The 24,159-nt window shown below is 65.4% G+C and carries 25 protein-coding genes and 1 tRNA gene; 14 read left to right on the top strand and 12 right to left on the bottom strand.

From position 1 onward, the window contains the following. Positions 1-50: 50 nt before the first annotated feature. A complete protein-coding gene (locus RPS27_RS32430; RefSeq protein ID WP_313754937.1) occupies positions 51-1,541 on the bottom strand; it encodes a DHA2 family efflux MFS transporter permease subunit in 1,491 nt (496 codons plus the stop codon). A 450-nt stretch (positions 1,542-1,991) separates the two neighbouring features. Between RPS27_RS32430 and guaB the strand changes: the two genes are divergently transcribed. From guaB to RPS27_RS32415, 3 genes are all read left to right on the top strand, one after another. Beyond that, positions 1,992-3,485, top strand: coding sequence for an IMP dehydrogenase (guaB, locus tag RPS27_RS32425; RefSeq protein WP_194407610.1), 1,494 nt, complete (start codon positions 1,992-1,994; stop codon positions 3,483-3,485). Between the two features lie 168 nt (positions 3,486-3,653). Continuing rightward, on the top strand, positions 3,654-4,676 hold the full coding sequence (locus tag RPS27_RS32420) for an NADP-dependent oxidoreductase (protein ID WP_212068379.1): 1,023 nt from the start codon (positions 3,654-3,656) through the stop codon (positions 4,674-4,676). 155 nt (positions 4,677-4,831) lie between these two features. Then, positions 4,832-5,128 carry a hypothetical protein gene (locus RPS27_RS32415; RefSeq protein WP_259206085.1) on the top strand — a complete coding sequence of 99 codons (297 nt, stop codon included), beginning with the start codon at positions 4,832-4,834 and terminating at the stop codon, positions 5,126-5,128. 14 nt (positions 5,129-5,142) lie between these two features. Here RPS27_RS32415 and RPS27_RS32410 read toward each other — a convergent pair whose 3' ends face one another. Together RPS27_RS32410 and RPS27_RS32405 are read right to left on the bottom strand one after the other, a co-directional pair. Then, the gene (locus tag RPS27_RS32410) at positions 5,143-5,985 is read right to left on the bottom strand and encodes a metallophosphoesterase (protein WP_212068377.1); all 843 of its coding nucleotides are present in this window, start codon (positions 5,983-5,985) and stop codon (positions 5,143-5,145) included. A 69-nt stretch (positions 5,986-6,054) separates the two neighbouring features. Next, complete coding sequence (locus RPS27_RS32405) at positions 6,055-6,669, bottom strand: acriflavin resistance protein (RefSeq protein ID WP_212068376.1); 615 nt, start codon at positions 6,667-6,669, stop codon at positions 6,055-6,057. 169 nt (positions 6,670-6,838) lie between these two features. On the opposite strand from RPS27_RS32405, the gene RPS27_RS32400 reads away from it, so the two are divergent. Beyond that, the gene (locus tag RPS27_RS32400) at positions 6,839-7,261 is read left to right on the top strand and encodes an MAPEG family protein (protein WP_194407615.1); all 423 of its coding nucleotides are present in this window, start codon (positions 6,839-6,841) and stop codon (positions 7,259-7,261) included. Between the two features lie 28 nt (positions 7,262-7,289). Beyond that, positions 7,290-8,588: an RsmB/NOP family class I SAM-dependent RNA methyltransferase gene (locus RPS27_RS32395; protein WP_212068375.1), complete on the top strand. Its 1,299-nt coding sequence runs from the start codon at positions 7,290-7,292 to the stop codon at positions 8,586-8,588. Between the two features lie 66 nt (positions 8,589-8,654). Here the strand turns inward: RPS27_RS32395 and RPS27_RS32390 are convergent, their stop codons facing one another. Then, complete coding sequence (locus RPS27_RS32390) at positions 8,655-10,175, bottom strand: PAS domain-containing sensor histidine kinase (protein WP_212068374.1); 1,521 nt, start codon at positions 10,173-10,175, stop codon at positions 8,655-8,657. 143 nt (positions 10,176-10,318) lie between these two features. Between RPS27_RS32390 and RPS27_RS32385 the strand changes: the two genes are divergently transcribed. Genes RPS27_RS32385 through RPS27_RS32375 form a run of 3 tightly spaced genes read left to right on the top strand, consistent with a single transcriptional unit; the run spans position 10,319 to position 12,990 of the window. Continuing rightward, a complete protein-coding gene (locus RPS27_RS32385; protein ID WP_212068373.1) occupies positions 10,319-10,876 on the top strand; it encodes a GbsR/MarR family transcriptional regulator in 558 nt (185 codons plus the stop codon). A 15-nt stretch (positions 10,877-10,891) separates the two neighbouring features. After that, on the top strand, positions 10,892-11,557 hold the full coding sequence (locus RPS27_RS32380; RefSeq protein WP_212068372.1) for a DUF4166 domain-containing protein: 666 nt from the start codon (positions 10,892-10,894) through the stop codon (positions 11,555-11,557). Then, positions 11,554-12,990, top strand: a complete 1,437-nt coding sequence (locus tag RPS27_RS32375; RefSeq protein WP_212068371.1) for a TIGR01777 family oxidoreductase — start codon at positions 11,554-11,556, stop codon at positions 12,988-12,990. The genes RPS27_RS32380 and RPS27_RS32375 overlap by 4 nt, the downstream gene beginning before the upstream one ends. Positions 12,991-12,994: 4 nt before the next feature. Here RPS27_RS32375 and RPS27_RS32370 read toward each other — a convergent pair whose 3' ends face one another. Further along, positions 12,995-13,849: a LysR family transcriptional regulator gene (locus RPS27_RS32370; RefSeq protein ID WP_212068370.1), complete on the bottom strand. Its 855-nt coding sequence runs from the start codon at positions 13,847-13,849 to the stop codon at positions 12,995-12,997. Positions 13,850-13,960: 111 nt separating this feature from the next. Here RPS27_RS32370 and RPS27_RS32365 point away from each other — a divergent pair, with 111 nt between their 5' ends. Further along, a complete protein-coding gene (locus RPS27_RS32365) occupies positions 13,961-14,383 on the top strand; it encodes a 4-oxalocrotonate tautomerase family protein (protein WP_212068369.1) in 423 nt (140 codons plus the stop codon). A gap of 43 nt (positions 14,384-14,426) precedes the next feature. On the opposite strand, the gene RPS27_RS32360 is transcribed toward RPS27_RS32365, so the two are convergent. Together RPS27_RS32360 and lipB are read right to left on the bottom strand one after the other, a co-directional pair. Then, entirely contained in the window at positions 14,427-15,140 is a 714-nt protein-coding gene (locus RPS27_RS32360; RefSeq protein ID WP_313754936.1) for a DNA helicase, read from the bottom strand. A 200-nt stretch (positions 15,141-15,340) separates the two neighbouring features. Further along, on the bottom strand, positions 15,341-16,078 hold the full coding sequence (gene lipB, locus RPS27_RS32355; RefSeq protein ID WP_211418042.1) for a lipoyl(octanoyl) transferase LipB: 738 nt from the start codon (positions 16,076-16,078) through the stop codon (positions 15,341-15,343). Between the two features lie 68 nt (positions 16,079-16,146). Between lipB and RPS27_RS32350 the strand changes: the two genes are divergently transcribed. From RPS27_RS32350 to RPS27_RS32340, 3 genes are all read left to right on the top strand, one after another. Beyond that, on the top strand, positions 16,147-16,389 hold the full coding sequence (locus RPS27_RS32350) for a FliM/FliN family flagellar motor switch protein (protein ID WP_018647371.1): 243 nt from the start codon (positions 16,147-16,149) through the stop codon (positions 16,387-16,389). A gap of 183 nt (positions 16,390-16,572) precedes the next feature. Further along, a tRNA-Leu gene (locus tag RPS27_RS32345) sits at positions 16,573-16,657 on the top strand. A 259-nt stretch (positions 16,658-16,916) separates the two neighbouring features. Continuing rightward, positions 16,917-17,525, top strand: a complete 609-nt coding sequence (locus RPS27_RS32340) for a cysteine hydrolase family protein (RefSeq protein WP_212068367.1) — start codon at positions 16,917-16,919, stop codon at positions 17,523-17,525. 12 nt (positions 17,526-17,537) lie between these two features. On the opposite strand, the gene RPS27_RS32335 is transcribed toward RPS27_RS32340, so the two are convergent. The 5 genes from RPS27_RS32335 to RPS27_RS32315 form a co-directional block, all read right to left on the bottom strand. Further along, positions 17,538-18,653 (bottom strand): DUF305 domain-containing protein, encoded by a 1,116-nt coding sequence (locus RPS27_RS32335; RefSeq protein WP_249132194.1) that lies wholly within the window; start codon positions 18,651-18,653, stop codon positions 17,538-17,540. 17 nt (positions 18,654-18,670) lie between these two features. Continuing rightward, positions 18,671-18,850, bottom strand: a complete 180-nt coding sequence (locus RPS27_RS32330) for a CsbD family protein (RefSeq protein WP_212068365.1) — start codon at positions 18,848-18,850, stop codon at positions 18,671-18,673. A gap of 142 nt (positions 18,851-18,992) precedes the next feature. Then, positions 18,993-20,597, bottom strand: coding sequence for an alpha-amylase family glycosyl hydrolase (locus RPS27_RS32325; RefSeq protein ID WP_212068364.1), 1,605 nt, complete (start codon positions 20,595-20,597; stop codon positions 18,993-18,995). Continuing rightward, positions 20,578-21,147 carry a hypothetical protein gene (locus RPS27_RS32320; RefSeq protein ID WP_212068363.1) on the bottom strand — a complete coding sequence of 190 codons (570 nt, stop codon included), beginning with the start codon at positions 21,145-21,147 and terminating at the stop codon, positions 20,578-20,580. Before RPS27_RS32320 ends, RPS27_RS32325 begins: the two co-directional genes overlap by 20 nt. 12 nt (positions 21,148-21,159) lie before the next feature. Further along, entirely contained in the window at positions 21,160-22,335 is a 1,176-nt protein-coding gene (locus tag RPS27_RS32315) for a zinc-dependent alcohol dehydrogenase (protein WP_212068362.1), read from the bottom strand. A gap of 151 nt (positions 22,336-22,486) precedes the next feature. On the opposite strand from RPS27_RS32315, the gene RPS27_RS32310 reads away from it, so the two are divergent. Continuing rightward, complete coding sequence (locus tag RPS27_RS32310; protein ID WP_212068361.1) at positions 22,487-23,269, top strand: SDR family NAD(P)-dependent oxidoreductase; 783 nt, start codon at positions 22,487-22,489, stop codon at positions 23,267-23,269. 627 nt (positions 23,270-23,896) lie between these two features. After that, positions 23,897-24,094: a hypothetical protein gene (locus RPS27_RS32305; RefSeq protein ID WP_212068438.1), complete on the top strand. Its 198-nt coding sequence runs from the start codon at positions 23,897-23,899 to the stop codon at positions 24,092-24,094. Positions 24,095-24,159: the final 65 nt, after the last annotated feature.

The raw sequence follows: 24,159 nt of genomic DNA, 5'->3' as shown, positions 1-24,159 counted from the left end.
TCATTCCGGTTTCGATGCTTCGCATCGCCCCGGAATGACCGAGGAGGTCGTCATCCCAGCCGCTGATCCCGCACGTCCTGCGTATCCTCGCTCGCCGCCTTGACCGCCGCCTTTTCTATGCCTTTGCCGGCGCCCTTGCGGCTCGCGATCTCCACGGCCTTGCGGCCCGAGATCTCGTGGCCGGCATCAGCCGGCATCTGCCAGAAGAACCAGCTCGAAGCCGCCGAGGTCAGCGCGATCACGACGAAGGCCGGCGCGAACACGGTGGCATCGATCTCGCGGACATGGTTGAACCACATGGTGGTCTCGACGCACGCCGCGCCGATGGCGACGCCGGCCGAGACGGCCAGTTGCTGGTTGACGCTGACGAGCGTGGTGGCGCGGCTCATCTGCGCGGTCTCGACGTCGGCATAGGCGACCGTGTTGATCGCGGTGAACTCCAGCGAGCGGAAGAAGCCGCCGACCACCAGGATCACCATGATGATGAGCAGCGGCGTCGTCACCGTGAACAGCGCGCACACCGCGAGAAAGAATGCGCTGACGATCGCGTTCACCGTCATCAGATTGCGGAAGCCGAAGGTGCGGATCAGGCGCGCCGCCAGGGTCTTCATGCCCATGGCGCCGAGCGAGGAGGCGAAGGTGACGAGACCCGAATGGAACGGTGACAGCCCGAAACCGATCTGCATCAGGAGCGGCAGCAGGAACGGCAGCGCGCCAATGCCGAGCCGGAACAGGAAGCCGCCGAGCACGGCCGCGCGCAGCGTCGGCAGCTTCAGCAGCGAGAAATCGAGCACCGGCGAGCCCGTGCGCCGGGCGTGCAGGACGTAAAGCGTCATCGAGATCGCACCGCCCACGACCAGCGCGGCCACCGTGCTCCATGGCAGCAGGTTCAGTCCGGCAACCGAGAGCCCGAACGCGATGCCGGCAAGCCCGATGCCGGCGAGCACCATGCCGTAGAGATCGAACGGCTCCCGGGTCTCGCTCTTGATGGGATCGATGAAGCGCAGCGCCATGAAGATGCCGAGCAGCCCGATCGGGATGTTGATCAGGAAGATCCAGTGCCAGGACGCATAGGTCGTGATGAAGCCGCCGAGCGGCGGTCCGATCACGGGGCCGATCAGGGCCGGCACCGTCACCCATGCCATGGCGTTGACCAATGCGCTCTTGTCGACCGAGCGCAGCAGCACGAGGCGCCCGACCGGCGTCATCATCGCCCCGCCCATGCCTTGCAGGATGCGGGCGAACACGAAATCGGTGACCGAGGAGGAGAGCGCGCAGCCGACCGAGCCCACCATGAACACGCCGACCGCAATTGCGAACACCATCCGTGCGCCAAACCGGTCGGCGGTCCAGCCGCTCGCGGGGATGAACACCGCGAGAGACAGCAGATAGGAGGTGATCGCGAGCTTCAGCGTCAGCGGACTGGTACCGATGTCGGCCGCAATCGCCGGCAGCGAGGTGGCGATCACCGTCGAGTCCATGTTCTCCATGAAGAGAGCAGTGGCCACGATCAGCGGAATGATGCGTTGCTTGTCGACCATGACGGATTGGTAAGGGAAATCGGAAGGAAGGTGTGCTTGCGGCTTATCACCGCCGCCCGCCTGCGACCATTGCGGATCGACGCATGGCACCTAAATCCTGCGTGACGACGGGATGACTCTCCGTGTCCGTCATTCCGGGGCGCGCCACTTGGCGCGAGGCCGGAATCCATTGGGCCGCGGGACCGCTGTGGGATGGATAGTTCGCGACTTTGTCGCGTCCCGGAATGACAGCGGGTGGGCGGGGCATGGACTATCCCCGCCGAATTTGCGTAAAAAGCCTGTGCATGGCTGGTCGGCGGTCTGATTTGCTTTGATTCGTCATGCGGCCGTGCTATCGACCCGCGTCAACCCCACCGATGGGCTCCGATTCTCCCGGCCAACCGCAAGGTACGCCGAGGGCGGCGCTCATCCATTAGCATTTGCGGCACGGCCGCAGGAAGGAGTTGGCAAATGGCCACGGTGCAACTTCAGGGCATCCGCGAAGCCTTTACGTTCGACGACGTGCTGCTGAAGCCGGGCCTGTCGGACGTCATGCCGGGCGAGGTCGACATCCGCTCCCGCGTCACCCGCGCCATTCCGCTCAACATCCCGATCATGGCCTCGGCCATGGACACCGTCACCGAGGCGCGCATGGCGATCGCGATGGCGCAGGCCGGCGGGCTCGGCGTCATTCACCGCAATTTCGATCCCGAGGGGCAGGCCGCGCAGGTGCGGCAGGTCAAGCGCTTCGAGTCGGGCATGGTGGTGAACCCGCTCACCATCAGCCCCGAGGCCTCGCTCGACGACGCGCTCAAGCTGATGAGCGATCACGGCATCTCCGGCATTCCCGTCGTCACCGGCGCGGGCAAGAACACGCCGGGCAAGCTGGTCGGCATCCTCACCAATCGCGACGTCCGCTTTGCCACCGACCGCCGGCAAAAAGTCTCCGAGCTGATGACGCATGAAGGCCTCGTCACGGTGCGTGAGAATGTCAGCCAGGACGAAGCGCGGCGGATGCTGCACCAGCATCGCATCGAGAAGCTGCTGGTGGTCGACGAGCAATATCGCTGCGTCGGCCTGATCACCGTGAAGGACATGGAGAAGGCGGTCGCCCATCCGCTCGCCTGCAAGGACGCGCAGGGGCGCCTGCGCGTCGCCGCCGCCACCACCGTCGGCGACACCGGCTTCGAGCGCACCGAGCGGCTGATCGATGCCGGCGTCGATCTCGTCGTCGTCGACACCGCGCACGGCCATTCCCGCCACGTGCTGCATGCGGTGAACCGCATCAAGCGTCTCTCCAATTCGGTGCAGGTCGTCGCCGGCAACGTCGCCACCACGGAAGGCACGCAGGCCCTGATCGATGCGGGCGCGGATTGCATCAAGGTCGGCATTGGGCCGGGCTCGATCTGCACCACGCGCATCGTCGCCGGCGTCGGCGTTCCCCAGCTCACCGCGATCATGGACGCGGTGGAAGCTGCGAAGAAGGCCGACATCCCCGTCATCGCCGACGGCGGCATCAAGTTCTCCGGCGACCTCGCCAAGGCGCTCGCCGCCGGCGCCGACATTGCCATGGTCGGCTCGCTGCTCGCCGGCACTGACGAGACCCCCGGCGAAGTCTTCCTGTGGCAGGGCCGGTCCTACAAGGCCTATCGCGGCATGGGCTCGGTTGGCGCGATGGCGCGCGGCTCGGCTGATCGCTACTTCCAGCAGGACATCAAGGACACGCTCAAGCTCGTGCCCGAGGGCATCGAGGGCCAGGTGCCCTACAAGGGTCCGGTCGGCAATGTCATGCACCAGCTCGCCGGCGGCTTGCGCGCCGCGATGGGCTATGTCGGTGCACGCGACATGAAGGAGCTGCACGACAAGGCGCAGTTCGTCCGCATCACCGGCGCGGGCCTGCGCGAGAGCCACGTCCACGACGTCACCATCACGCGCGAGAGCCCGAACTATCCGGGCGCGGGTTAGTTACTTCGCTCTCGTGCCCCGGGTCTGCGCAGCAACGTTGCGCGTTGCAGCGCGTCCGGGACACGAGAGATGTGCGCGCCTCTGCGTCGTATCGCTCCACTCCTTTTGTATTGACGCAGCTAACTCCCTCCGCTTCCGTCCACGTCGAAAGACAATCAGGAGGAAGCCATGTCCCAAGCCAAACGCATCGTTCTCGCCGCACGTCCCGTCGGCGAGCCCAAGCCGTCTGATTTCCGCTTGGAGGAATTCGCGGTGCCGACGCCGGGCGCAGGCGAAGTTCTGCTGCGCACGATCTGGCTGTCGCTCGATCCCTATATGCGCGGGCGCATGAGCGAGGGGCCGTCCTATGCCGCGCCGGTGCCGGTCGGCGGCGTGATGGAAGGCGAGGCGGTGAGCGAGGTTGCGGCCTCCAACAATCCTGATTTCGCGGTTGGCGATATCGTGCGCATCCGCTCCGGCTGGCAGACCCATGCGATCTCGAACGGCAAGGGCCTGATCAAGGTCGATCCCAAGCTCGGGCCGATCTCGACGTCGATCGGCGTGCTCGGCATGCCCGGCATGACCGCGTATACGGGGCTGCTCGATATCGGCAAGCCGCAAGCTGGCGAGACCGTCGTCGTTGCCGGCGCCTCCGGTGCGGTCGGCTCGGCGGTCGGCCAGATCGCCAAGATCAAGGGCGCACGCGCGGTCGGCATCGCCGGCGGCAAGGACAAGTGCGACTACGTCGTCAAGGAGCTCGGCTTCGATGCCTGCATCGATCACCGCGACCCTGATCTCGCCGCGAAGCTGAAGGACGCCTGCCCGAAAGGCATCGACGTCTATTTCGAGAATGTCGGCGGCGCCGTGTTCGAGGCGGTGTTCCCTCTGCTCAACCCGTTTGCCCGCGTGCCGGTCTGCGGCCTGATCGCGCACTACAACGACACCGAGGCAAAGCCGCCGAAATGGGCCGCCAGCATGATGCGCGCGACGCTGACCAAGCGGCTGACCTTCCGCGGCTTCATCGTCTCCGACTTCGCCGCACGGCACGGCGATTTCCTGCGCGACATGTCCGCCTGGGTTCGCGACGGCAAGGTCAAGTACAAGGAGTTCGTCACCGAGGGCCTGGAAAGCGCACCCGGCGCCTTCATGGGCCTCCTGAAGGGCGCCAATTTCGGCAAGCAGCTGGTCCGGGTCGGGCCGGACAAGGCCTGACCTGCCGCATCCCGCCTCCGAGGGCGGCGGCGAACATGGTTAACAAAGAGTGACCGATCGGCCACACCTGTTCCGCAAAAGCCGCAGGTGTGACCGCCGGTTCATTGACCCCACGACGAAGACGTTGAATCATCGCGCATATTTTGGGTGTTGCGATGTTAGAGATCAGTGTTTTCTGCGTTATCCTGCTGGCGGCCGGCTACTGGACGACCATGTTCGTCATGGGCCGCCGCGACGACGTCATCCATGGCAAGTTCGTCCATGTCGACGAGGAGGGCGATTTGACCCGTCCCGCGATGCCGGCGCCGCCGCCATTCCCGAAGCGCCCGGTCAAGGCCACCCAGCCTGCCAGGTCGCCATCCGCCAATGATCTCGCGGCCAAGCCGGTGAACAGCGAAGCGCTGCAATCGCTGCTCGCCGCGATCCAGCAGGATCTCAAGAGCGTCGCCTGAGCCGATGGCAGGCCTTAATGCTCGCCGCCCATCTGGGCGAGCAACTCCTCGATGTCGACATCGACCTGGCCTGCGGCCCTGACGTGGCGGACCTCGAAACTGTCGGGTCGGAAGCGATACTCGACCAGGCCGACTTCCTTGAGTGCGATCCGGTCCTGCCGCGCATCGTTGATGACGAAGCCGGCCGACGGCGCCCAGACATGGCGGGTGTGGTGCCAAGTGAAATCGCGCCGCTGGTGCACGTGGCCGCTGGTGATGAGGCGCAGGTCGACATGCGCGAACATCTCGATCAATCGGGCGCGCGCCGGCTGCGGCACGTAGCGGATCGAGGTCTCCGGCGTCTCCGGATCGTCGGGCCGGTTGAGAAACAGCGGCTTGTGCAGGAACAGTGCGACCGCCTTGCGGTTCGTCTGCGCGATCTCGGATGTCAGCCAGTCAAACTGCTCGGCCTCGAAGGCGAGCCCTGAAGTCATCACCAGCGAATTGAGACCGATGAAGCGCCAGCCTCCAGCCTCGAATGCCCAATGGTCTTCGCCGATGATATCGCAGAACTGCCGGCGGTGTGCTTCGCTGACCGGCGGCTTCGGCGCCGGCCCGATCGCGGTCGGATTATCGCCGATGTCGTGATTGCCGGGGAGATAGCGGCACGGGACGGGCAGGGCGTCGTGGAGGCCTTTTGCGAAGACCACATCGTCGCGGCCGGTCGGTCCGTCGAAGGAGACGTCGCCGGTGTTGACGACGAGATCGGGCCGATCAGCGTCGATGTGCTCGCAAACGCGATGGAAGTTGGCGATGAGGCCGGGGAAGCGCCGGCCGAGATGGGTGTCGGAGATCTGGGTCAGGCGAAATTCGGACATGCGATCAGCTTACCCGCCCTCGCGCGTCGGAACGATGACGGCGCAGGTCCGGATCGCAGCGAACAAAGTTTAAAGCACGCGGTAGCGGATCGTGTAGCCGTCCTGCGGCGCGATGGCTCCTGCCAGCGGCGAGGCGATGCGGTCGGCGAGATGCCAGGGGCCGAACTGGCCGGTGCGATGCGGCTCGGCGGGCAGGCGGAGGCGGAACTCGAACGTGCCCTTGCCCGGCAGGTTGACGACGAGCATGCGGTCCGCGGTGCGGTGGTTGAGCGCAACCGCGCCGCGCAGCAGCGCGCGGCCGTCATCGAGATCGCGCACGCCATCGACCAGCGCCAGCGTCTGGTTGCGGTCGGTGTGCAGCTCGATCTGGCTGTCGGTCGCCGCGGTCAGCATCTCCCGGGGCATGCGGATCTCGAACTCGACGGCGGGCTTGGAGGGATTGAGGCCGAGATAGGCAAGCGCGGCGTGGCGCATGTCGTAGGCGGCAAAGGCGAACAAGGCGATCGCCGCGAGCCCGGCCAGGCCATGCCTGACGACGTCGCGCCAGGTCCGGTAGCTCAGGCGGAAGTACACCGTCATCGCCAGCGCGACCGCGAGCGCCATCGCGATACCCGACAGCGCCGACATCAGGATGCCGAGCTGGCCGTCGGCGCATTCGGTCCATAGGCTGGACAGGGTGGTCATGGCGCCATCTCGCCTCTATCTCGCCTTGGGCCCCGACCAGGGCCGAAATCGCTTTAACGATCGGTGGTTGGTCGCAAGAGCGGGAACGCCGGTTCAACTCGCTGATTGTCAGCGTCAGAAGTCGCCGCTAATGACGGGCAGCGACGTTTCGCCTTGCGGGAAAGTTCCGATGTCCGTTCAAATGGTCTTGCTGCCGGTCTTCGTCCAGATCGGGCTCACCTTCGCCCTGTTGATCGGCATGGTTTTCGCGCGCCGCAAGACGCTGGTCTCGGGCGAGACCAAGATCCGCGACGTTGCGCTCGGCGAGCCGAACTGGCCGAAGGGCGCCACCCAGATCGCCAATTGCTACCGCAACCAGTTCGAGCTGCCGGTACTGTTCTACGTCCTGATCGCGCTGGCCTTGCCCTTGCGCCGCGCCGATCTCTTCATCGTGCTGATGTCCTGGGTGTTCGTGGTGACGCGCTTTGCCCATGCCGGGGTCTTCGTCTCCTCGAACGATCTCGGCCGGCGCTCCACGGTCTGGATCGCCGGCGTGCTGGTGCTGCTCGCCATGTGGATTTACTTCGCGCTGAAGCTCTTGTTGCTGATCTAGGCGCTCGCCCGCCAACGAAAGATAAAGAATGACCCCCGCTGCCCGGCTGTCCGCAGCCATCGAACTGATCGACACCATCGAGAGGGATCGCGTGCCCGCGGCCAAGGCGCTGAAGGAGTGGGGCACCGCGCACCGCTTCGCCGGTTCCGGCGACCGCGCCGCCATCGCCGGCCTCGTCTGGGACGTGCTGCGCCGCTACGCCTCGAGCGCGTTCCTGATGGATTCCGATACCGCCCGCGCGCGGCTGATCGGCATGCTCCGCCTCGAGCGCGACATGGACACGGCGACGATGGGCGCCTTGTTCGACGGTAGCCGCTTCGCGCCGGCGCCGCTGACGGAGGCCGAGCAGGCCGCGCTCGCCTCGCGGTCTCTGAAAGATGCGCCGGCCGCGATCGCCGGCGACTATCCGGAATGGCTGGATCCGCACCTTGCAAAAGTGTTCGGCGAGGACCGTGTGGCGGAGGCGGCCGCGATGGCGAGCCGGGCGCCGCTCGACCTGCGCGTCAACACGCTAAAATCCAACCGCGACAAGGTGCTGAAGGCACTTGCTCATCTTCATGCGAAACCGACGCAATGGTCGGTAACGGGCTTGCGCATCGAGCTTTCGGCCGATGCGCGCAACCCCGGCATCCAGGCGGAAGAGGATTTCATCAAGGGCGCCGTTGAAGTGCAGGACGAGGGATCGCAGCTTGCGGCCCAGTTCACCGCGGCAAAGCCCGGCGAGCAGGTGATCGACCTCTGCGCCGGTGCAGGCGGCAAGACATTGGCGCTCGCCGCCCTGATGCAGGGCAAGGGCCGGCTGATCGCGACCGACCGCGACAAGCGCCAGCTCGCGCCGATCCACGAGCGGCTGTCGCGCGCCGGCGTCCACAATGCCGATGTCCGCACGCCCAAGGGCGAGGCCGACCCGCTGGCCGACATTCGCGCCTCGGCCGATCTGGTCGTGATCGACGCGCCCTGTACGGGAACCGGGACCTGGCGCCGCAACCCCGACGCCAAATGGCGCATGCGGCCGGGCGCGCTGGAGATTCGCCTGCGCGACCAGGCCGAGGTGCTCGCGCGAGCGGCTCCGCTGGTGAAGCCGGGCGGCCGCATCGCCTACATCACCTGTTCGGTGCTTTCAGAGGAGAATGGCGAGCAGGTGAGGGCGTTCGTCGCGCGCCATGGCGAGTTTTCGGTCGTACCGCCCGAGCAGACCGCCAGCGTGCTCTGGGACAAGGCGGAGGGTTTTGGCGAGGCCGCGCTGCGCTCGGACGAAGGCTGGCTGATGACGCCGCGGCGAACCGGAACGGACGGGTTTTTCGTCTCGGTGCTGCGGAAATCGTAAGCCTTTGGAGGGTGAGCAAAGCGAAGCGCGCCTTTGCCCACCCGAGGTGTTCACCTCTCAAGGAGCTCACCTTGGCAGCTTGGCGATGGCCTCGCTGAGCTCGTGGATCTCGTATGGCTTGCGCAGGATCGGGAAATCCCCGCGCACGCCGGCGGCGACCTCGCTGTAGCCGGTGGCGAGCAGGATCGGCAGGTTGGGATGGATCTGGCGCAGATGATGGGCGAGCGAGAGGCCATCCATCTTGCCGGGCATGACGATGTCCGAGAACACGAAATCGACGCCGTTGGTCTCGATCTCGCGCAAGGCGGCTTCGGCATCGGCGACGCGGCGCACGTGGTAGCCGAGCTGCTCCAAGAGGCCAATGCTGACGATGGCGACGTCCGGATTGTCCTCCACCAGCAACACCGTGCCGCTGCCCTGGAACGCCGGCTCCCCAACCGTGTCCTGTGACGGCGCGTCTTCTCCGCGCGGCAGGACGATGGTGAACGTCGTGCCCTTGCCGAGCTCGCTTGCGACCTTCACTGTGCCGCCGGCCTGATGCGCGAAGCCGTGCACCTGAGAAAGGCCGAGGCCCGTGCCTTTTCCGATCGGCTTGGTCGTGAAGAACGGCTCGAAGATCTTGTCGAGCACGTCGGAGGGGATGCCGAGCCCGGTATCCGTGACGTCGATTGCGACGAAATCGCCGGCGAGGGGCGCTTCGTCCAGCACGACATTGCGCGCGCGGATCGTCACCGTGCCTCCGTCGGGCATCGCGTCGCGGGCATTGATGACGAGGTTGAGCAGCGCGGTCTCGAGTTCGGAAGCGTCGGTCTTGACCGGCCAGACGTCGCCGCCGATGTCGAAGGCCAGCCGCACGGAGCTGCCGACGCCGGCATCGAGCACCTCGCGGATCGCCGCGATGCGTTCTGCGAAATCGATCGCCTGCGGGTTGACGCTCTGCCGCCGCGCGAAGGTGAGCAGCTGGTTGGTCAGCGCCGCGCCGCGCCTGGTGGCGGTCTCGATCGCGGAGATCGCGCGCTGAAGCTTGGCCGGGTCGTCGGCCCCTCGCTTCAGCATGTGGAGGCTGCCGCTGATGATCATCAGCAGGTTGTTGAAGTCGTGGGCGACCCCGCCGGTGAGCTGTCCCAGCGCGTCGAACTTCTGGGACTCGGCGAGCTGCTTCTGCATCGCCTCGAGCTTGATCTGGGTATTGCGGCGTTCGGTGATGTCGCGCGTGATCTTGGCGAATCCGACCAGTTTGCCGTCCTCGTAGATCGGATCAATCACGACGCTGGCCCAGAAGAACGTGCCGTCCTTGCGGACGCGCCAGCCTTCCTCCTCGTAGCGGCCCTTGTCCCTGGCGATGCCGAGCGCACGGGCCGGCTTGCCGTTGGCGCGGTCGGTTTCGGTGTAGAAGCGGGAGAAATGCTGGCCGAGGATCTCTTCGGGTGAATAGCCCTTGATGCGTTCGCCGCCGATGTTCCAGCTGGTGATGATCCCCTTGGGATCGAGCATGTAGAGGGCGTAGTCCGCAACTCCCTCAACCAACAGCCGGAAACTGCGTTCGCTCTCGAACAAGTCTCTCTGTTGACTGACTTTTTCAACCATTCCGGGACCCCGCCTCGACTGGAGCAAACGCCACAGGCGCTGGATGGTTCCCTGGGCCTGGAACATTTTTAAGCAGATTCCCCCCCTCGTATGCCGACGGCGCTGCTCTTGACAGCTGATCGGTATTGTCAGATATTTCGGTAATGACAGAAATAACCGGAAAGAAGAAACTCCCCGCCGCCGTCGAGCGCTTCATCCTGCATTGGGGCGACATGGGGGACGAGTGGGGCGTCAATCGCTCGATTAGCCAGATCCACGGGCTGCTCTACCTTTCCGAAGCACCGATGACCGCCGAGGACATCGCCGACACGCTCGGCATGGCGCGCTCCAACGTTTCCAACTCGATCAAGGAATTGCTCGCCTGGAACCTGATCCGCCGGGTGCCGATCCTGGGCGACCGCCGCGACCATTACGAGGCCGAGACCGACATCTGGGAGGTCGCCGCCAGAATTGCGGCGCGGCGCAAGGAGCGGGAGCTCGATCCGGCGATCGCGGCGCTCAGGGCCTGCGTGTCCGACGCCACCGACGATCCCACCATCAATCCGGTCGCCAGCAAGCGGCTGAAGGAGATGCTCGCCTTCACCGAGCTCGCCGACCACTGGTTCATGCAGATGCTGAAGGTGCCGCGGCCGCGGCTGGTCGCCTTGATGCGGCTTGGCGAGAAGATCGTGAGCCTGCTGCCGCTGGGCAAGGTCAAATAGTGTCGGGAGGGTGCGATGACGTCGGCTCGATTATCAGGCTCCAGCGCACCTTTCTCCATTCACACCAAACTGTTCGACGATCGCCGTTTCCGTTCGCTGTTGTCGGACGAGGATTGGGGCCGCCTGCCGCTCGCGACCTGGCGGCGCTTTTCCAAACGTGTCGCCGATGGCGACAGCGTGGTCTATGTCGGCGTGGTCGACGAGATCTCTTTCAGCGACATCGGCTGGTGGTTCGCGCAGGCAGCAAGGCTGATCGGCGGGCCGCTGCCGACCGGCCGTGACACCGGCGTGCCGATGATCGTGACCGTCACCGAGGACAGCGCGACCGGCGGCCAGACCTGGACCCGCATTTGCGCGCGCAAGCGCGGCTTTCCGCAAGTGATCCATTCCGCCAAGCGTTTCGCCGGACCGACCGGGCTCGAGGAATATGTCGGCTTCGGCGTCTCGATGGCGCTCCGGATCGCGGTCGAGGACGAGACGCTGACCTTTCGCAGCGCTGGTTACGGCCTCCAGCTCGGCTCGCTCTGGATCCCGCTGCCGCATTGGCTCACGCCGGGCGATCTCACGGTGACGCATCGCGATCTCGGCGAGGGCGCCTTCCGTTTCACTCTCGATGTCACCCACCCGCGTTACGGCGCGCTGATCCATCAGTCCGCCATCTTCAGGGAGGCCGTATCATGACGCTGCTGTTGTGGACGCTCATCGCCATCCAGATCGTGATGGGCGTGTTCGACACCTTCTATCATCACGAATTCACCGAGCGCCTGGCCTGGCGGCCGTCACAGCGCTTCGAGCTGAAGCTGCACGGCATCCGCAACATGTTTTATGCGCTGCTGTTCCTCGTGCTCGGCTGGTTGGAGGTCTACGGCGTTTTGGCGCTCTTGATCGTCGTGGTGCTGGTCGCCGAGATCGTCATCACGCTGATGGATTTTGTCGAGGAGGATCTCAGCCGGAAACTGCCGCCGAGCGAGCGCATCAATCACACGCTGCTCGCGATCAATTACGGCGCCATTCTCGTGCTGCTGCTGCCGGTCCTGATCGAATGGGCGATGCAGCCGTTCGGCGTGAGGGTCGTGTACCAGGGCCTGCTCAGCATCGCCGCCACCGCCTGCGCGATTGGCGCGGCGCTGTGCGGCGTCAGGGATTTTGCGGCGATGCGCCGGCTCGGCCGGATGCGAAGCGTGCCCGCTGCCGGGCTCGTCGAGAAACTGCCCGGTCGCAAGACCGTGCTCATCACGGGCGCCACCGGCCTCATCGGCGGTAGGCTTGCCGCGAGCCTCGGCGGGGCAGGGCATGATGTCATTGCGCTGATCCGCAACCCTGCCAAGGCCGAGATGTTGCCGCCGCCGGTGACGCTGATCACCAGCCTCGATCAGCTCTCCTCGGAAACAAGGATCGATGCCATCGTCAATCTCGCGGGAGAGCCGATCGGCAATGGTCTTTGGACCGAGGCGAAGCGCGCCAAGATCATCAGCTCGCGTGTCGACATGACCGGCGAGGTGGTCAAGCTGATCGCGCGGCTCGACCACAAGCCCGAGGTTCTCGTCAGCGGCTCCGCGATCGGCTGGTACGGTCTATGGGCCGACCAGGTGCTGACGGAGTCGGCGAAGTCGCACGCCAGCTTCAGCCACGAGCTGTGCGCGGCCTGGGAGCAGGCGGCGCGTCCGGCGGAGGAGCTCGGCGTGCGCGTGGTCTATTTGCGCATCGGCCTCGTGCTCGGCACCGAGGGCGGATTCATCACGCGCATGCTGACGCCGTTCGAGTTCGGTCTCGGCGGCCCGCTCGGCACCGGGCGGCAGTGGATGTCGTGGATCGAGCGCGACGATCTGATTCGCCTGATCGCCTATGTGATGGCAACGCCGGATCTCGCCGGGCCCGTCAACGCCACTGCGCCGATTCCGGTCACCAACGCGAAGTTCACCGAAGAGCTCGGGCGGCGCCTGCATCGGCCCGCGGTGTTCCGCATTCCCGGCAGCCTGCTGCGGCGGATCGGCGGTGGCTTCGCCGACGAGCTTTTGCTGGGCGGTCAGCGCGTGCTGCCGAACAAAGCGCTGAGCCGCGGTTTTGTGTTCAAGCACGAAACGCTGCGCAGCGCGTTCGAGGCGATTTTGTGAAACCTCAGTTGGCGGCGACACTTCTAAAGGTCGCCGCCACCGCACGCAGCGCTGCAAGCTTTGCGGGATCGCTGACTTTCGAATGCAGCATCACCTTCGAGCTGCCGAGCTTCGGCAGCTTGTGCGCGGGCCCGATGTCGACCAGCCCGGCAGGTGCGATCCGGCGCGCCAGCGGTGCGACGGCAAGTCCTGCGAGCGCCGCTGCGACCACCGCGGTTACCCCGCCGCCGACGAAGCGCTCGCGCCAGGCAAGACCCGCCTTGTCGAGCGCGCGTACGGCAATGGCGCGAACACCGCAGGGCGGGGCGAGCGTCGCAAGCGGCAGCGGCTCACCTTTCGGCAGGGTGAGGCGCCGTGCGGCGAACCAGCCGAACTCGTCCTGGGTCAGCGTCTCGCCGCCGCGGCGGCTGCCTTCCTGGCGGACGATCACCGCATCGAGCTCACCTGAATCGTAAGCATCCTGCATCTCGCGCGAGAAGCCGATGGTGACGGCGAGGGTGAGATTTGCTGACATCGCGTGCAGGCGTTCGAGCAGCGGCACCAGTTCGGGGCCGGTCGCATGATCGGAGATGCCGAGCGAGAGCGATTGCGCGGCAGGCGCCTCGCCTGACAGTGCCCGGTCATGCGCCGCCATCAACGCGCGGGCGCGATCGAGGAAGCCGGCGCCGTCAGCAGTGAGCCGGACCGCGCGCGGCGACCGCTCGACGAGGCGCTTTCCCAGCAACGTCTCCAGCCGTTGCAGCTTGAGGCTGACCGCGGCCTGCGTCGTGCCGAGCGCTTCGGCGGTCCGCGTAAAGCTCTGGAGATCGGCGACCAGCAGGAAGGCCTTGATGGTGGCGATGTCGAGTGTGGCTGTCATTATGAAGTCTTATCACTGGTATCAATAGAGATAAGATACCAAAATGAGGACCGCGGGTCTAGCTTCTCACCAACGCCGCGCAAACAGCGCCGCATCTCGAGGAGAGCCACAATGCCCCTGATCACCGTGTCCTACACCACCTCCCGCCAGGCGCCGTCGCTGAAGGCCGACATCGCGAGCGCCGTGTCCGAGCTCACTGCAAAGATCCTGCACAAGGATCCCAAAGTCACCGCCATCATCGTCAAGTCGGTGGATGCCGATGACTGGTTTGCCGGCGGCAAGTCGCTGGCCGAGCAGAAGCTCGCGAGCTACTGGCTCGACATCCACGTCAGCGAAGGCACCAATACCAAGGACGAGAAGGCGGTCTATCTCGCCGCCATGTTCAAGCGCATGGCCGAGATTCTCGGGCCGCTGCATCCCGAGACCTATGCGCATGTCGACGAGGTCAAGAGTGACGCCTACGGCTTTGGCGGCCTGACCCAGGAGCGGCGCTACATCGCCGGCAAGCTCGAGGTGCCGCTGCAGACGGCGTGAGGCTGCAGGCCGCGGGTGAGGCGTCTCACCCGCGGCCTGATCGTCAGCTCGCGGTGCTGAACTGGACTTCGGAATTGTTCAAAAAGCATGCCTTGTCGAACAGCGTCAGGTCCAGCGGGTTGGGCAGCCTGATGTCGCCGAGATCAGGGCAGGGCTTGACCTGGGGATCATAGGATCGGTCGATCTGCGAGATGAAGACGACGATCAGTCCCCGGTCGCGCGCGAAGGACTTCAGTGCGCCCACCTGAACGGCGAGGTCGGGGTTTTCCCGCCTCTGGTCGAGCAGCTGCAGATAGTCGATCACCACGACCGTGCCACGGGGCGCTGCTGCCATCTGCTTGACGACGTAAACGGCGCTGATGGCGTCGGAGCAGTCGACCTCGAAGAGGTCATCGAATTGCGCGGGCTCGACGCCGATCGCACGCAAGCGATCGAAAACATCCTGCTCGGTATATTCGAGCGAGAAGAACGCGGCGCGGTGGCCCGACTTCATGGCCTCCACGGCAAGCTCGAGGCTCATCAAGGTCTTGCCCTGACCGGGCCGCGCGCCGACGAGCACGAGGTCGCCGGGGTGGAATTGCGGGAACAGCCTGTTCGCGGGCGTCATCGCGGCGGCTTTCGCCGCGAGCATGCTCCAGGCGGAAAAGCCTTCCGTCGCGGCGACGCGGTCAAGCGCGTCGTGCAGCGGAATGTTTTTGTCGCGGGACAGGCGCTTTGCTTTTCGCTTCAGTTGATAGATCGGCGCAGAGAGTCTCATCGTCAAAACCTCCCATTGCGAGCAGGTAACGCAATCCCTCCTTTTGCCCAGCGCTCGAACAGTCGGTCCGATGATCTCATCGCCCTGCATGAGGTCTGCTTTCCCGGCGGAGGGGGGAGGCGTGGGCGGCACCGGACTTGAGAATGGCCGATTCTGCGGCGGCGGAGAACGCGAGACAGTGCGTCTTCAACAGGACTAGATCAGGCGGCCGCTTCCGCCACCGGCGCGCGGGTCGGCCCGAACAACTGCTCGAACGCCTGGCGCAGCGCGATATCGACGTCAGCCATGGTCACGAGCTGGCCGAGGTCGACCAGCGAGGTGACGCCGTAACGGGGATCGACGACCCCGCACGGCACGATGCCGGCGAAATGCGACAGCTCTGGCTCGACATTGATGGCGATGCCGTGGAACGAGACCCAGCGCTTCAAGCGCACGCCGATCGCCGCGATCTTGTCCTCGTGCTCAGGCCCCTTGTCGGGCCGCTTCACCCAGACGCCGACCCGGTCCTCGCGCCGTTCGCCGCGGACGTTGAAGGCGGCCAGCGTCTTCAGGATCAATTCCTCCAGGCTCGCGACATAGGCCCGGACGTCTGGCCGGCGGCGCTTCAGGTCGAGCATGACATAGGCCACGCGCTGGCCGGGCCCGTGATAGGTGAGCTGGCCGCCGCGACCGGTGGCGAAGGTCGGGAATCGGGCATCGAGCAGGTCGGTTTCCTTGCCCGAGGTCCCCGAGGTGTAGAGCGGGGGATGCTCCAACAGCCAGACCAGCTCCGGCGCCTCGCCGGCCGCGATCGCGGCGACCCGCGCCTCCATGGCGGCGACCGCCTCCGGATAGGCCACAGGCGCGTCCGAGATTCGCCATTCGACGGGCTCGCCGCCGGCAGCGGAAAACGACGTCAAATCGAGCTGTTCGCGGGGGTTTTGAGGTGAATTAACCATTGGCTAACCATAACGTGGTGATGATCGCAGGTGCAAATGCCAAGTCCCTAGTTGCGGCGGTCCTGACAGTGCCCACTCTCGATAAAGTCACCGTGGATCTCATGGTCGTCCTCGGGACGACCACCATGCCGATCCATCAGGTATTACGTCTTTCCCGCGGCGCCATCATCGAGCTGGACGCAACCGAGGCCGACGAGGTCAAGGTCCTCGCCAACAACCTGCCGGTCGCCTCCGGGGTCGTGCTGGTGGATCGCAACCGAATCGCGGTCGAGGTCAAGCAGATGCTGCCGCGCTCGCCGGGCACGCGGTAGCCGGCCTGGGCACGCGGTAGCGGCCCCTACATCGGGTCAGGGCCGATTTGGGCAAGGGGCCCGAACTTTCCTGCAAAGCTTGTGGAATTCGGGGCCTTTGCAGGCTTGTACCCCTCTGATGGATTTGTTAGATCGGCGCCGTTGATCCGGCCGGCCTTCAAGCCTCAAGCCGGTATCCCCAAAGCGCTCGTGGCGGAACTGGTAGACGCGCTGCCTTGAGGTGGCAGTGAGTAAAATCGTGGGGGTTCGAGTCCCTCCGAGCGCACCAAATCCTCGTTTGTCACTGAAATAGCTAAGCTTTTTTCAAAGCTTCATCGGGCATGGCACGACCTCGTGCCGCGCTGCTTTCGTCCGCCGCCATCCCCGGCGTCAGCTCATCCCGGCCTCGATTCGGCGGGGCCGTGGCATATCCGGGCTCGGTCTGCTCGATCACCGGCTGCATGAATACGGAACGAGGGCCGTCGGGATCGCATTTGCAGGTAAGCCGCCGCGGACGTGCCGCGGCATGCGCTCGCCGGTGGAGGACAATGAGAAACAGCGCGTCGGACGTCGCCGAGATCAGGGACGCCGTTCACCTCTGCATCGACATGCAGAACATTTTCGCTCCCGGCGGTTTGTGGGCGACGCCGTGGATGGAGCGGGTCCTGCCGACGATCGCTTCGATCGTTGCACGTTATCAGGCCAGAACCGTCTTCACGCGCTTCATCACCCCGGAAGATCCCGGGGATCGTCGCGGGCAGTGGCAGCGCTATTTTCATCGATGGCACCAGGCCACGCGCAGGAATCTTCCGCCGTCCGCCCTCGATCTCGTGCCGGCCCTGACCAGGTTCGTTCCGCCGGCGGCGATCATCGACAAGCCGGCTTATTCCGCGTTCAGCAATCCCGCGCTTGCGACCTTGCTGGTCGACAAGAACGTCGGCACGGTCGTGATCTCGGGCGCCGAGACCGACGTCTGCGTGCTGTCGACGGTTCTGAGCGCGGTCGATCTCGGCTTCCGGGTCGTCATCGTCGAGGACGCACTGTGCTCATCGTCGGACGTCGGGCACGACGCGCTCATGACCATGTACCGCACCCGCTTCCACGGCCAGGTCGACCTCGTGACCGCGGAGGAGCTGGCCGAGTTCTGGCGGGAGTAGGGTGCCATCGGCTCAATTGACGTTGTCGCCGAACATGTTGCGGAAGGCGATGGCGACGGCCGCAGCGCCGTCCACGCCATGCATCAACGCGATCTCGCCCTGCTGCGCGTGGCGAATGGCGTGGGCCATGATGCGCAGGCGCGGATCGCCGCGGCTCCGCCACATCCGGTCGGCCATCCTGACCGCACCGGCATGATGCCTGCTCATGGCATCGACGAAGACCGTGTCGAACTGGCCGGGCGGTGCGGCCTTCACCGCGCGCATCTCGACCGGCGTCAAGTAGCCGGGCATCGTGGCGCGTTCTTCCGTGCTGCAATCGGGCATCTCCGTGTCGAACCAGCTCAGCCACCAATTCTCGAAGATCCTGCTCTCGCCGGCCTGGCTCGCGACCATCAGCATCGCGAGCTTGCGCAGATGCGGGTCCTGAGCCTGTTCGGCGGCGATCCGCGCCAGCTCGATGCCTTGGGCGTGATGCGCCGTCATGTGCCTGATGTAGCTCTGGTCCGCGTCCCTGTCGCGGCCCATCCACGGGACTTCGTAGCCGTGGCTGCCGAACAACGCGGTCGCGCCGAGCAGCGCGACCATGGCGAGCGCGCCCATGGTCCAGGCATTGGTGAAGCGAATGTCGCGCGCCGGCACCTGGCCGCGCCGCCAGCGCAGCCGGGCGAACAGGGGGTACATCAAAGCCGAGCAGCCATGGACCAGCAGTCCGATCCAGTAGGGCTGCTGCAGCGTGAACAGCGGCTGCCAGAACGGAAACAGCGGCACCAGCCCGAACCATTCCGTGGCTGAGGTGAACGCCGCCCACGGCAGCGCCAGCAGCAGGATCGTGAGCGGCCGTAGGTCCGCGGTCCACCGCCCGAGCACGCCAAAGAACACCAGCGCCCAGGAAAAATCCGCCCATTGGTGGAAGGCGATGCCGGCAAGGATCGCGCTCCATGACGGCTCCGCGCTGAGCGCCCCGTCGCGCAGCGGGATGGCGGCGACCGTCATCCAGTCGACCGCGGCATCGCGGCCGATGCGGGCGGCGAACAGCTGGCTGACCAGGGTCGAGAACGTGCTGCTGATCAGGCCGAGCTCGGCGGCGGCGAGCCAGCGCGAACGTCGCTGCTGCTCCCTGAACCGCAACGGTCGCGGCTCCGCGTTCACGTCAGCTGCTTGAGCTTCTTCAGGGGATTGAGTTCACTCGGCTTGTCCTGGTCGTCGCGGCCACGCTCGGCTTCCGCCTTGCCGTCATCGTGGAGATCCTGGTCGCCGATGATCTCGCCGACGGCCTGCCTGGTCTTGCCGACGATGCGCTGCCGAAGGCCCTTCGTCCTGGTCATGGCCTGCCTCCAAACTTGCGCCGCCAACCCCGGCGCCTGAAGGGGGCGAGCGCCGGGGCGGTGCGGTTTCGCAGTCCGCCTCCGGCAGGGGGGATGACGGAGGCGTTGATCAGACGCGCTGATGCGCGGATGGTTCCTGCCGTCACCGCGCTTCAATCGCGATGATCACGCCTTCATTGCCGCGGAGCAGGATGGATGCATCCGGCAATGGCTCGGGCGGTCGGTCCAGGTGCGTCGACATCATCAGACGGCCCCTTCCTTGCCAGTGGTATTTCCGCGGTTCGGCAGCGATGTTGAGCGCGATCAGGAATCCGTCGGCACCGTCGGTCCGCCCAAAGGCGAGCACGTCGTTCTGCGAACGCAGCGGCTCGTAACCGCCCCGGCGCAGGCACGCGTGCTCGCGCCGCAGCGCCATGAGCGCGCGAAACAGCGCCAGCATCGAACGCTCGTCGCGCTGCTGCGCGGCGACGTTGGCGGCGCCATCCGGACTCTCCAGCGGCAGCCACGGCTCGCCATTGGTGAAGCCGCCGTCGGCATTTTTGTCCCAGCGCATCGGCGCGCGCTCGGGATCGCGGCACAGGCCGAACCCGGGCACGAGCTTCTCGAAGGGATCGCGCACGCGGTCGGACGGAATCGGAACGCGCTTGCGGCCGATCTCGTCGCCCATGAAAAAGAACGGCGTGCCCCGTAGTGTCATCAGCAGCATCGCCAGTACGCGCATCTGCGCCTCGCCGATCTTGCTCGCGACCCGCTGCTTGTCGTGGCCGCCGATCACCCAGACCGGCCAGCCATGGTCCGGGATCGCGTTGAAGTAAGCATCGATCGCTGCTTGCAGCGATAGCGCGTTCCAGGGCGTATCGAGCAGCGCGAAATTGAGTGGCAGATGCAGGCGCGGCTTGCCGTTGCCGTAGAAATGGCCGATGCGGTCGGTCTTGCCCTGGACCTCGCCGCAGAGCATGCGCCCCCGATAGGTGTCGATCACCTCGCGGATGAACTCGATGCAATCCATCGTCTCCGGCCGGTCGTCGGTGAAGACGGGTGTCTGACGCTGCGGCGGCGGCTTGCCCTCGGCCTGCGGGTTCGGCGGATTGTCGCGCATGAGCGCGTCCTTGATCAGGACCGCGCTGGCATCGACGCGAAAGCCGTCCACGCCGCGGTCGAGCCAGAACCGCATGACGTCGGCGATCGCATCGCGCAGCTGCGGGTTGCGCCAGTTCAGGTCGGGCTGCTCGACCAGGAAGGAGTGATAGTAATATTGCCGCCGCGCCTCGCACCATTCCCAGCCGCTGCCGCCGAAACGACTGAGCCAGTTGTTGGGCGGCCCGCCATTCTCGGCCGCATCGGCCCAGATGTACCAATCGGCCTTGGCGCTATGGCGCGAGCTCGAGCTCTCGACGAACCAGGAATGATCGTTGGCGGTGTGATTGGGGACGAGGTCGAGGATGAGGCGGATGTTTGCGCCGTGCAGCGCCTTGAGCAGCTGGTCGAACTCCTCCAGGCTGCCGAAAGCAGGATCGACCGAGCAATAATCGGAAATGTCGTAGCCGAGGTCGCGAAACGGGCTCTTGTAGATCGGCGTCAGCCAGACCGCGTCGACGCCGAGCCATTTCAGATAGTCGATGCGCGACATCAGTCCGGCGAGATCGCCCTTGCCGTCGCCGTTGGAGTCCTGGAAGGAGATCAGTGCGATCTCGTAGATGACGGCGGATTCCCACCACTTGGCTTTGTCAGGGGACTCGACGCTCATCACCTTGCTTAACCTCGTTCTGCCCGGCGTGAGCCGCGATCTGCCTCGCCGCGGTCCGGACGCTCTCGATGCCCTTGGGGAAACCGCTGCGGTTCGGATAGAGCTTGCGGCGTGCATCGCGCGCCGGGCGCCGCGGCTTGGTCGCCTGCGCGGTCCGGTAGTCGAGCATGGCGATGCCGCCGACCATCAGCAGCGCCAGTGCGATATTGCCCTTCTTGGGATTGTCCGGCGTCAGCCCCGACAGCAGCGCCGCGGCATCGAGGCCGTCGCCGCCGACGCGGGCCCACAGGCCGGCATTCTTCTCGACCGACAGAGTCATGATCCCGGCCATGATCTCGCGGATGCCGAAGGACCGCACCAGCGTCTCATGGCCTTCCATGCCCAGCGTTTCCGTGACGCGCCGCGGCGCGAACAATTCGACGACTCCGAGGCCGATGCTGAACCAGCCGAGCGCCCGGGCGAGCTGGTCCACCGGCTGCTTGAGGCTCGGGCCGCCTTCGACGATCTTCGGATCGCCCTTGGTGCGCACGATGTTGGAGAAATGAAACATGGGCTTGCTCCCTTAGGGTTTCAGCACGACCTTGACGCAGGAATCGCGCTTGTCGCGAAACACCTGGTACATCTCCGGTCCCTGTTCGAGCGGGACGGTGTGGGTGATGACGAAGGACGGATCGATCTCGCCGCCCTCGATGCGGCGAAGCAGATCGTCGGTCCAGCGGTTGACGTGGGTCTGCCCGGTGCGCATCGTCAGGCCCTTGTTCATGAAAGCGCCCATCGGCAGCATGTCGGACATTCCGCTGTAGACGCCCGGCACCGAGATGATGCCGCCGGGACGGCAGACATAGATCATCTCGCGCAGCACGTGGGGCCGGTCGCTCTCCGCCATCACCATCTGCTTGGCCCGGTCGAGCAGGGTGTCGGGCAGCGAGGCCATCACATGCGATTCCATGCCGACGCAATCGATGCATTTCTCCGGGCCCTTGCCGTCGGTCAGCTCCTGCAGCCGCTCCAGCACGCTCTCGGTCTCGAAGTTGATGGTGGTGGCGCCGCCGGCTTCCGCCATGCTGAGGCGTTCGGGCAGGCAGTCGATCGCGATCACCTGATTGGCGCCGAGCAGGATGACGCTGCGGATCGCCATTTGGCCGACCGGACCACAGCCCCAGATCGCGACCGTGTCGGTCGGCTCGATGTCGCATTGCGCGGCAGCCTGCCAGCCGGTCGGGAAGATATCGCTGAGGAACAAGAGTTGCTCGTCGGGGATGCCTGTGGGCACCTTGATATGGGTGGCGTCGGCATAGGGCACGCGCAGATATTCGGCCTGGCCGCCGGGATAGCCGCCGGTCAAATGCGTGTAGCCGAACAGACCGGCGGTGGCGTGCCCGAATACCTTGTCGGCGAGATGGCGCTTGCGGTTGGTGGTCTCACAGACGGAAAAATTGCCGCGTTTGCACTGCTCGCATTCGCCGCAGATGATCGTGAAGGGCACGACGATGCGGTCGCCCTTCTTCAGCTTGCCGTCGACCCCCGAGCCGACCTCGACCACTTCACCCATGGTCTCGTGGCCCATGATGTCGCCGGGCAGCATGCCCGGAATGAAATTGTGGAACAGATGCAGGTCGGAGCCGCAGATCGCGCAGCTCGTGACCTTGATGATGGCGTCGCGCGGGTCCTGGATCTCAGGGTCGGTGACGGTATCGCAGCGGATGTCCTCCTTGCCGTGCCAAACCAGCGCCTTCATCTTTCGTCCTCTCGGCTGAACCCAATTGCCACTCAAGTCCAGAAATGAACGATGGTTGCTAAGCGGCGCCCAATTCTTCGCACCGCGAAGGATAGGAACGAGATGCCGGCGGAGTGATTGGCGTCATCATCTCATCGCAAGGACATGTGCCATGCCCGCCAATCAGCTCGCCGTCGTCACCGGCGCCTCCACCGGCATCGGCCTGGAGCTCGCCAGGTGCTGTGCCCAGGCAGGTTTCAATCTCGTCATCGCGGCGGATGAACCAGAGATCGCGCGGGTCGCAGTCGATCTGCGCCGGCTGGGCGGCAGCGTGGAGCCGGTCGAGGCCGATCTGTCCACCACCGAAGGCGTCGACAAGCTCTGCGCCGCGGTCGGCGACCGGCCGATCGATGCGCTGCTCGCCAATGCCGGCGTTGGCCTTGGCAAGGCGTTCCTCGATCAGGACTTCGCCAAGGTGAAACATCTAATCGACACCAACATCACGGGGACGCTTTATCTGCTCCACCGCGTCGGCAACGAGATGCTTCGCCGCAATGCCGGCCGCATCCTGATCACGGGATCGATCGCCGGCTTCACGCCCGGCAGCTTCCAGGCGGCCTATAACGCCAGCAAGGCGTTCCTCGACTCGTTCTCGTTCGCGCTCCGCGAAGAGTTGCGGGACAGCGACGTCACCGTGACCTGCCTGATGCCGGGCGCCACCGACACAGAATTCTTTCGCCGCGCCGGTATGATGGACACTAAGGTCGGCACCGAGCAGAAGGACGGCGCCTACGACGTCGCCAAGGCTGGTTTCGATGCCATGCTGCGCGGGGAGGCCGACATCGTCACCGGGCTGAAGAACAAGATCCAGAGCACGGTCGCCAATGTCACGCCGAACGAGATGCTGGCCAAGCAGCATCGCAAGATGGCTGAGCCTGGGACGGCGAAATCGTGAGCTGGAGGACGCCTCAGCCCCCACGACAATCGGCCAGCTAATAAACGCTGGACAAGGCGTCGCGGCCGATTCATAGCCTGATGCGCTGAGTTCGCCGATTGGTCAGACTGCTTCCGGCAGGACGGAGCTGCGTTGACGGTGGACCGCATGGAAATGCGGCGACCCATTACGGTTATGCCGTGATGACGGGCGCGATTGAATGAATGATGATGAGCTGATGGGGCACGAGGCGGTGATGCGGGTCGCTCTGCCTTATGCGGCAGTCCTTCTTTGCCTGGCGGTGACAGCCTGGCTCGCATTCGGGCATCTGTTCTGATCGTCGGCCGATCCTCGTCAGCTTCCGTCATCGGCAATCGTCGCACGAATTGGGCCTGGCCGCGCGAGCCCGCGCAGACGGTTCAGCGGCTCCCGGGTGAACAGTGCGGCGGCGGCGACGTGGTTTGATTGAGCTACGCCATTGAGTACATTGAGTGACTGATGCACCCGTGCTGAGAAAGTTTCGGGTGAGGGAGAACCGTTCCGCTTCCGGAACGTTAAGTGGGCGCCAGATGCAATTGCGTCTGGCGTCATCAACATGTGAACGCAACGGCGCGCTCCGCTGACTGACAGGGGATAACGCCCATGACGATGATGCGGCGTCGGACGAAACACGAGGATACGTTGGAGGCGCGGCTGGCGGCCGAGGCCAAGCGGCTCCGTGAGGAGGCCAAATTGCTGCCGCCCGGTGCAGCGCGGGACGAGATGCTGCGCAAGGCCCGCCAGGCTGAGACAGGCTCCCAGATGAGCGAATGGCTGAGGTCACCGGGCCTGCAGCCACCCGTTTAAGTGGCCGCTAGGTAAGTTGCTACCAAGCGCGCAGCCTGCCAAGGCTGCACGCGCCGGGAACGGGT

The sequence above is a fragment of the Bradyrhizobium sp. WYCCWR 12699 genome, from assembly GCF_032144035.1.
Lineage (GTDB): Bacteria > Pseudomonadota > Alphaproteobacteria > Rhizobiales > Xanthobacteraceae > Bradyrhizobium.
This window is presented reverse-complemented; position numbering and strand designations above follow the sequence as displayed.

What these genes read in the sequence shown, in the direction of transcription:
- RPS27_RS32430 (WP_313754937.1), bottom strand. Translation starts at nt 1,541, where the DNA reads ATGGTCGACAAGCAACGCATCATTCCGCTGATCGTGGCCACTGCTCTC.
- guaB (WP_194407610.1), top strand. Translation starts at nt 1,992, where the DNA reads ATGGCCACGGTGCAACTTCAGGGCATCCGCGAAGCCTTTACGTTCGAC.
- RPS27_RS32420 (WP_212068379.1), top strand. Translation starts at nt 3,654, where the DNA reads ATGTCCCAAGCCAAACGCATCGTTCTCGCCGCACGTCCCGTCGGCGAG.
- RPS27_RS32415 (WP_259206085.1), top strand. Translation starts at nt 4,832, where the DNA reads ATGTTAGAGATCAGTGTTTTCTGCGTTATCCTGCTGGCGGCCGGCTAC.
- RPS27_RS32410 (WP_212068377.1), bottom strand. Translation starts at nt 5,985, where the DNA reads ATGTCCGAATTTCGCCTGACCCAGATCTCCGACACCCATCTCGGCCGG.
- RPS27_RS32405 (WP_212068376.1), bottom strand. Translation starts at nt 6,669, where the DNA reads ATGACCACCCTGTCCAGCCTATGGACCGAATGCGCCGACGGCCAGCTC.
- RPS27_RS32400 (WP_194407615.1), top strand. Translation starts at nt 6,839, where the DNA reads ATGTCCGTTCAAATGGTCTTGCTGCCGGTCTTCGTCCAGATCGGGCTC.
- RPS27_RS32395 (WP_212068375.1), top strand. Translation starts at nt 7,290, where the DNA reads ATGACCCCCGCTGCCCGGCTGTCCGCAGCCATCGAACTGATCGACACC.
- RPS27_RS32390 (WP_212068374.1), bottom strand. Translation starts at nt 10,175, where the DNA reads ATGGTTGAAAAAGTCAGTCAACAGAGAGACTTGTTCGAGAGCGAACGC.
- RPS27_RS32385 (WP_212068373.1), top strand. Translation starts at nt 10,319, where the DNA reads ATGACAGAAATAACCGGAAAGAAGAAACTCCCCGCCGCCGTCGAGCGC.
- RPS27_RS32380 (WP_212068372.1), top strand. Translation starts at nt 10,892, where the DNA reads ATGACGTCGGCTCGATTATCAGGCTCCAGCGCACCTTTCTCCATTCAC.
- RPS27_RS32375 (WP_212068371.1), top strand. Translation starts at nt 11,554, where the DNA reads ATGACGCTGCTGTTGTGGACGCTCATCGCCATCCAGATCGTGATGGGC.
- RPS27_RS32370 (WP_212068370.1), bottom strand. Translation starts at nt 13,849, where the DNA reads ATGACAGCCACACTCGACATCGCCACCATCAAGGCCTTCCTGCTGGTC.
- RPS27_RS32365 (WP_212068369.1), top strand. Translation starts at nt 13,961, where the DNA reads ATGCCCCTGATCACCGTGTCCTACACCACCTCCCGCCAGGCGCCGTCG.
- RPS27_RS32360 (WP_313754936.1), bottom strand. Translation starts at nt 15,140, where the DNA reads ATGAGACTCTCTGCGCCGATCTATCAACTGAAGCGAAAAGCAAAGCGC.
- lipB (WP_211418042.1), bottom strand. Translation starts at nt 16,078, where the DNA reads ATGGTTAATTCACCTCAAAACCCCCGCGAACAGCTCGATTTGACGTCG.
- RPS27_RS32340 (WP_212068367.1), top strand. Translation starts at nt 16,917, where the DNA reads ATGAGAAACAGCGCGTCGGACGTCGCCGAGATCAGGGACGCCGTTCAC.
- RPS27_RS32330 (WP_212068365.1), bottom strand. Translation starts at nt 18,850, where the DNA reads ATGACCAGGACGAAGGGCCTTCGGCAGCGCATCGTCGGCAAGACCAGG.
- RPS27_RS32325 (WP_212068364.1), bottom strand. Translation starts at nt 20,597, where the DNA reads ATGAGCGTCGAGTCCCCTGACAAAGCCAAGTGGTGGGAATCCGCCGTC.
- RPS27_RS32320 (WP_212068363.1), bottom strand. Translation starts at nt 21,147, where the DNA reads ATGTTTCATTTCTCCAACATCGTGCGCACCAAGGGCGATCCGAAGATC.
- RPS27_RS32315 (WP_212068362.1), bottom strand. Translation starts at nt 22,335, where the DNA reads ATGAAGGCGCTGGTTTGGCACGGCAAGGAGGACATCCGCTGCGATACC.
- RPS27_RS32310 (WP_212068361.1), top strand. Translation starts at nt 22,487, where the DNA reads ATGCCCGCCAATCAGCTCGCCGTCGTCACCGGCGCCTCCACCGGCATC.
- RPS27_RS32305 (WP_212068438.1), top strand. Translation starts at nt 23,897, where the DNA reads ATGATGCGGCGTCGGACGAAACACGAGGATACGTTGGAGGCGCGGCTG.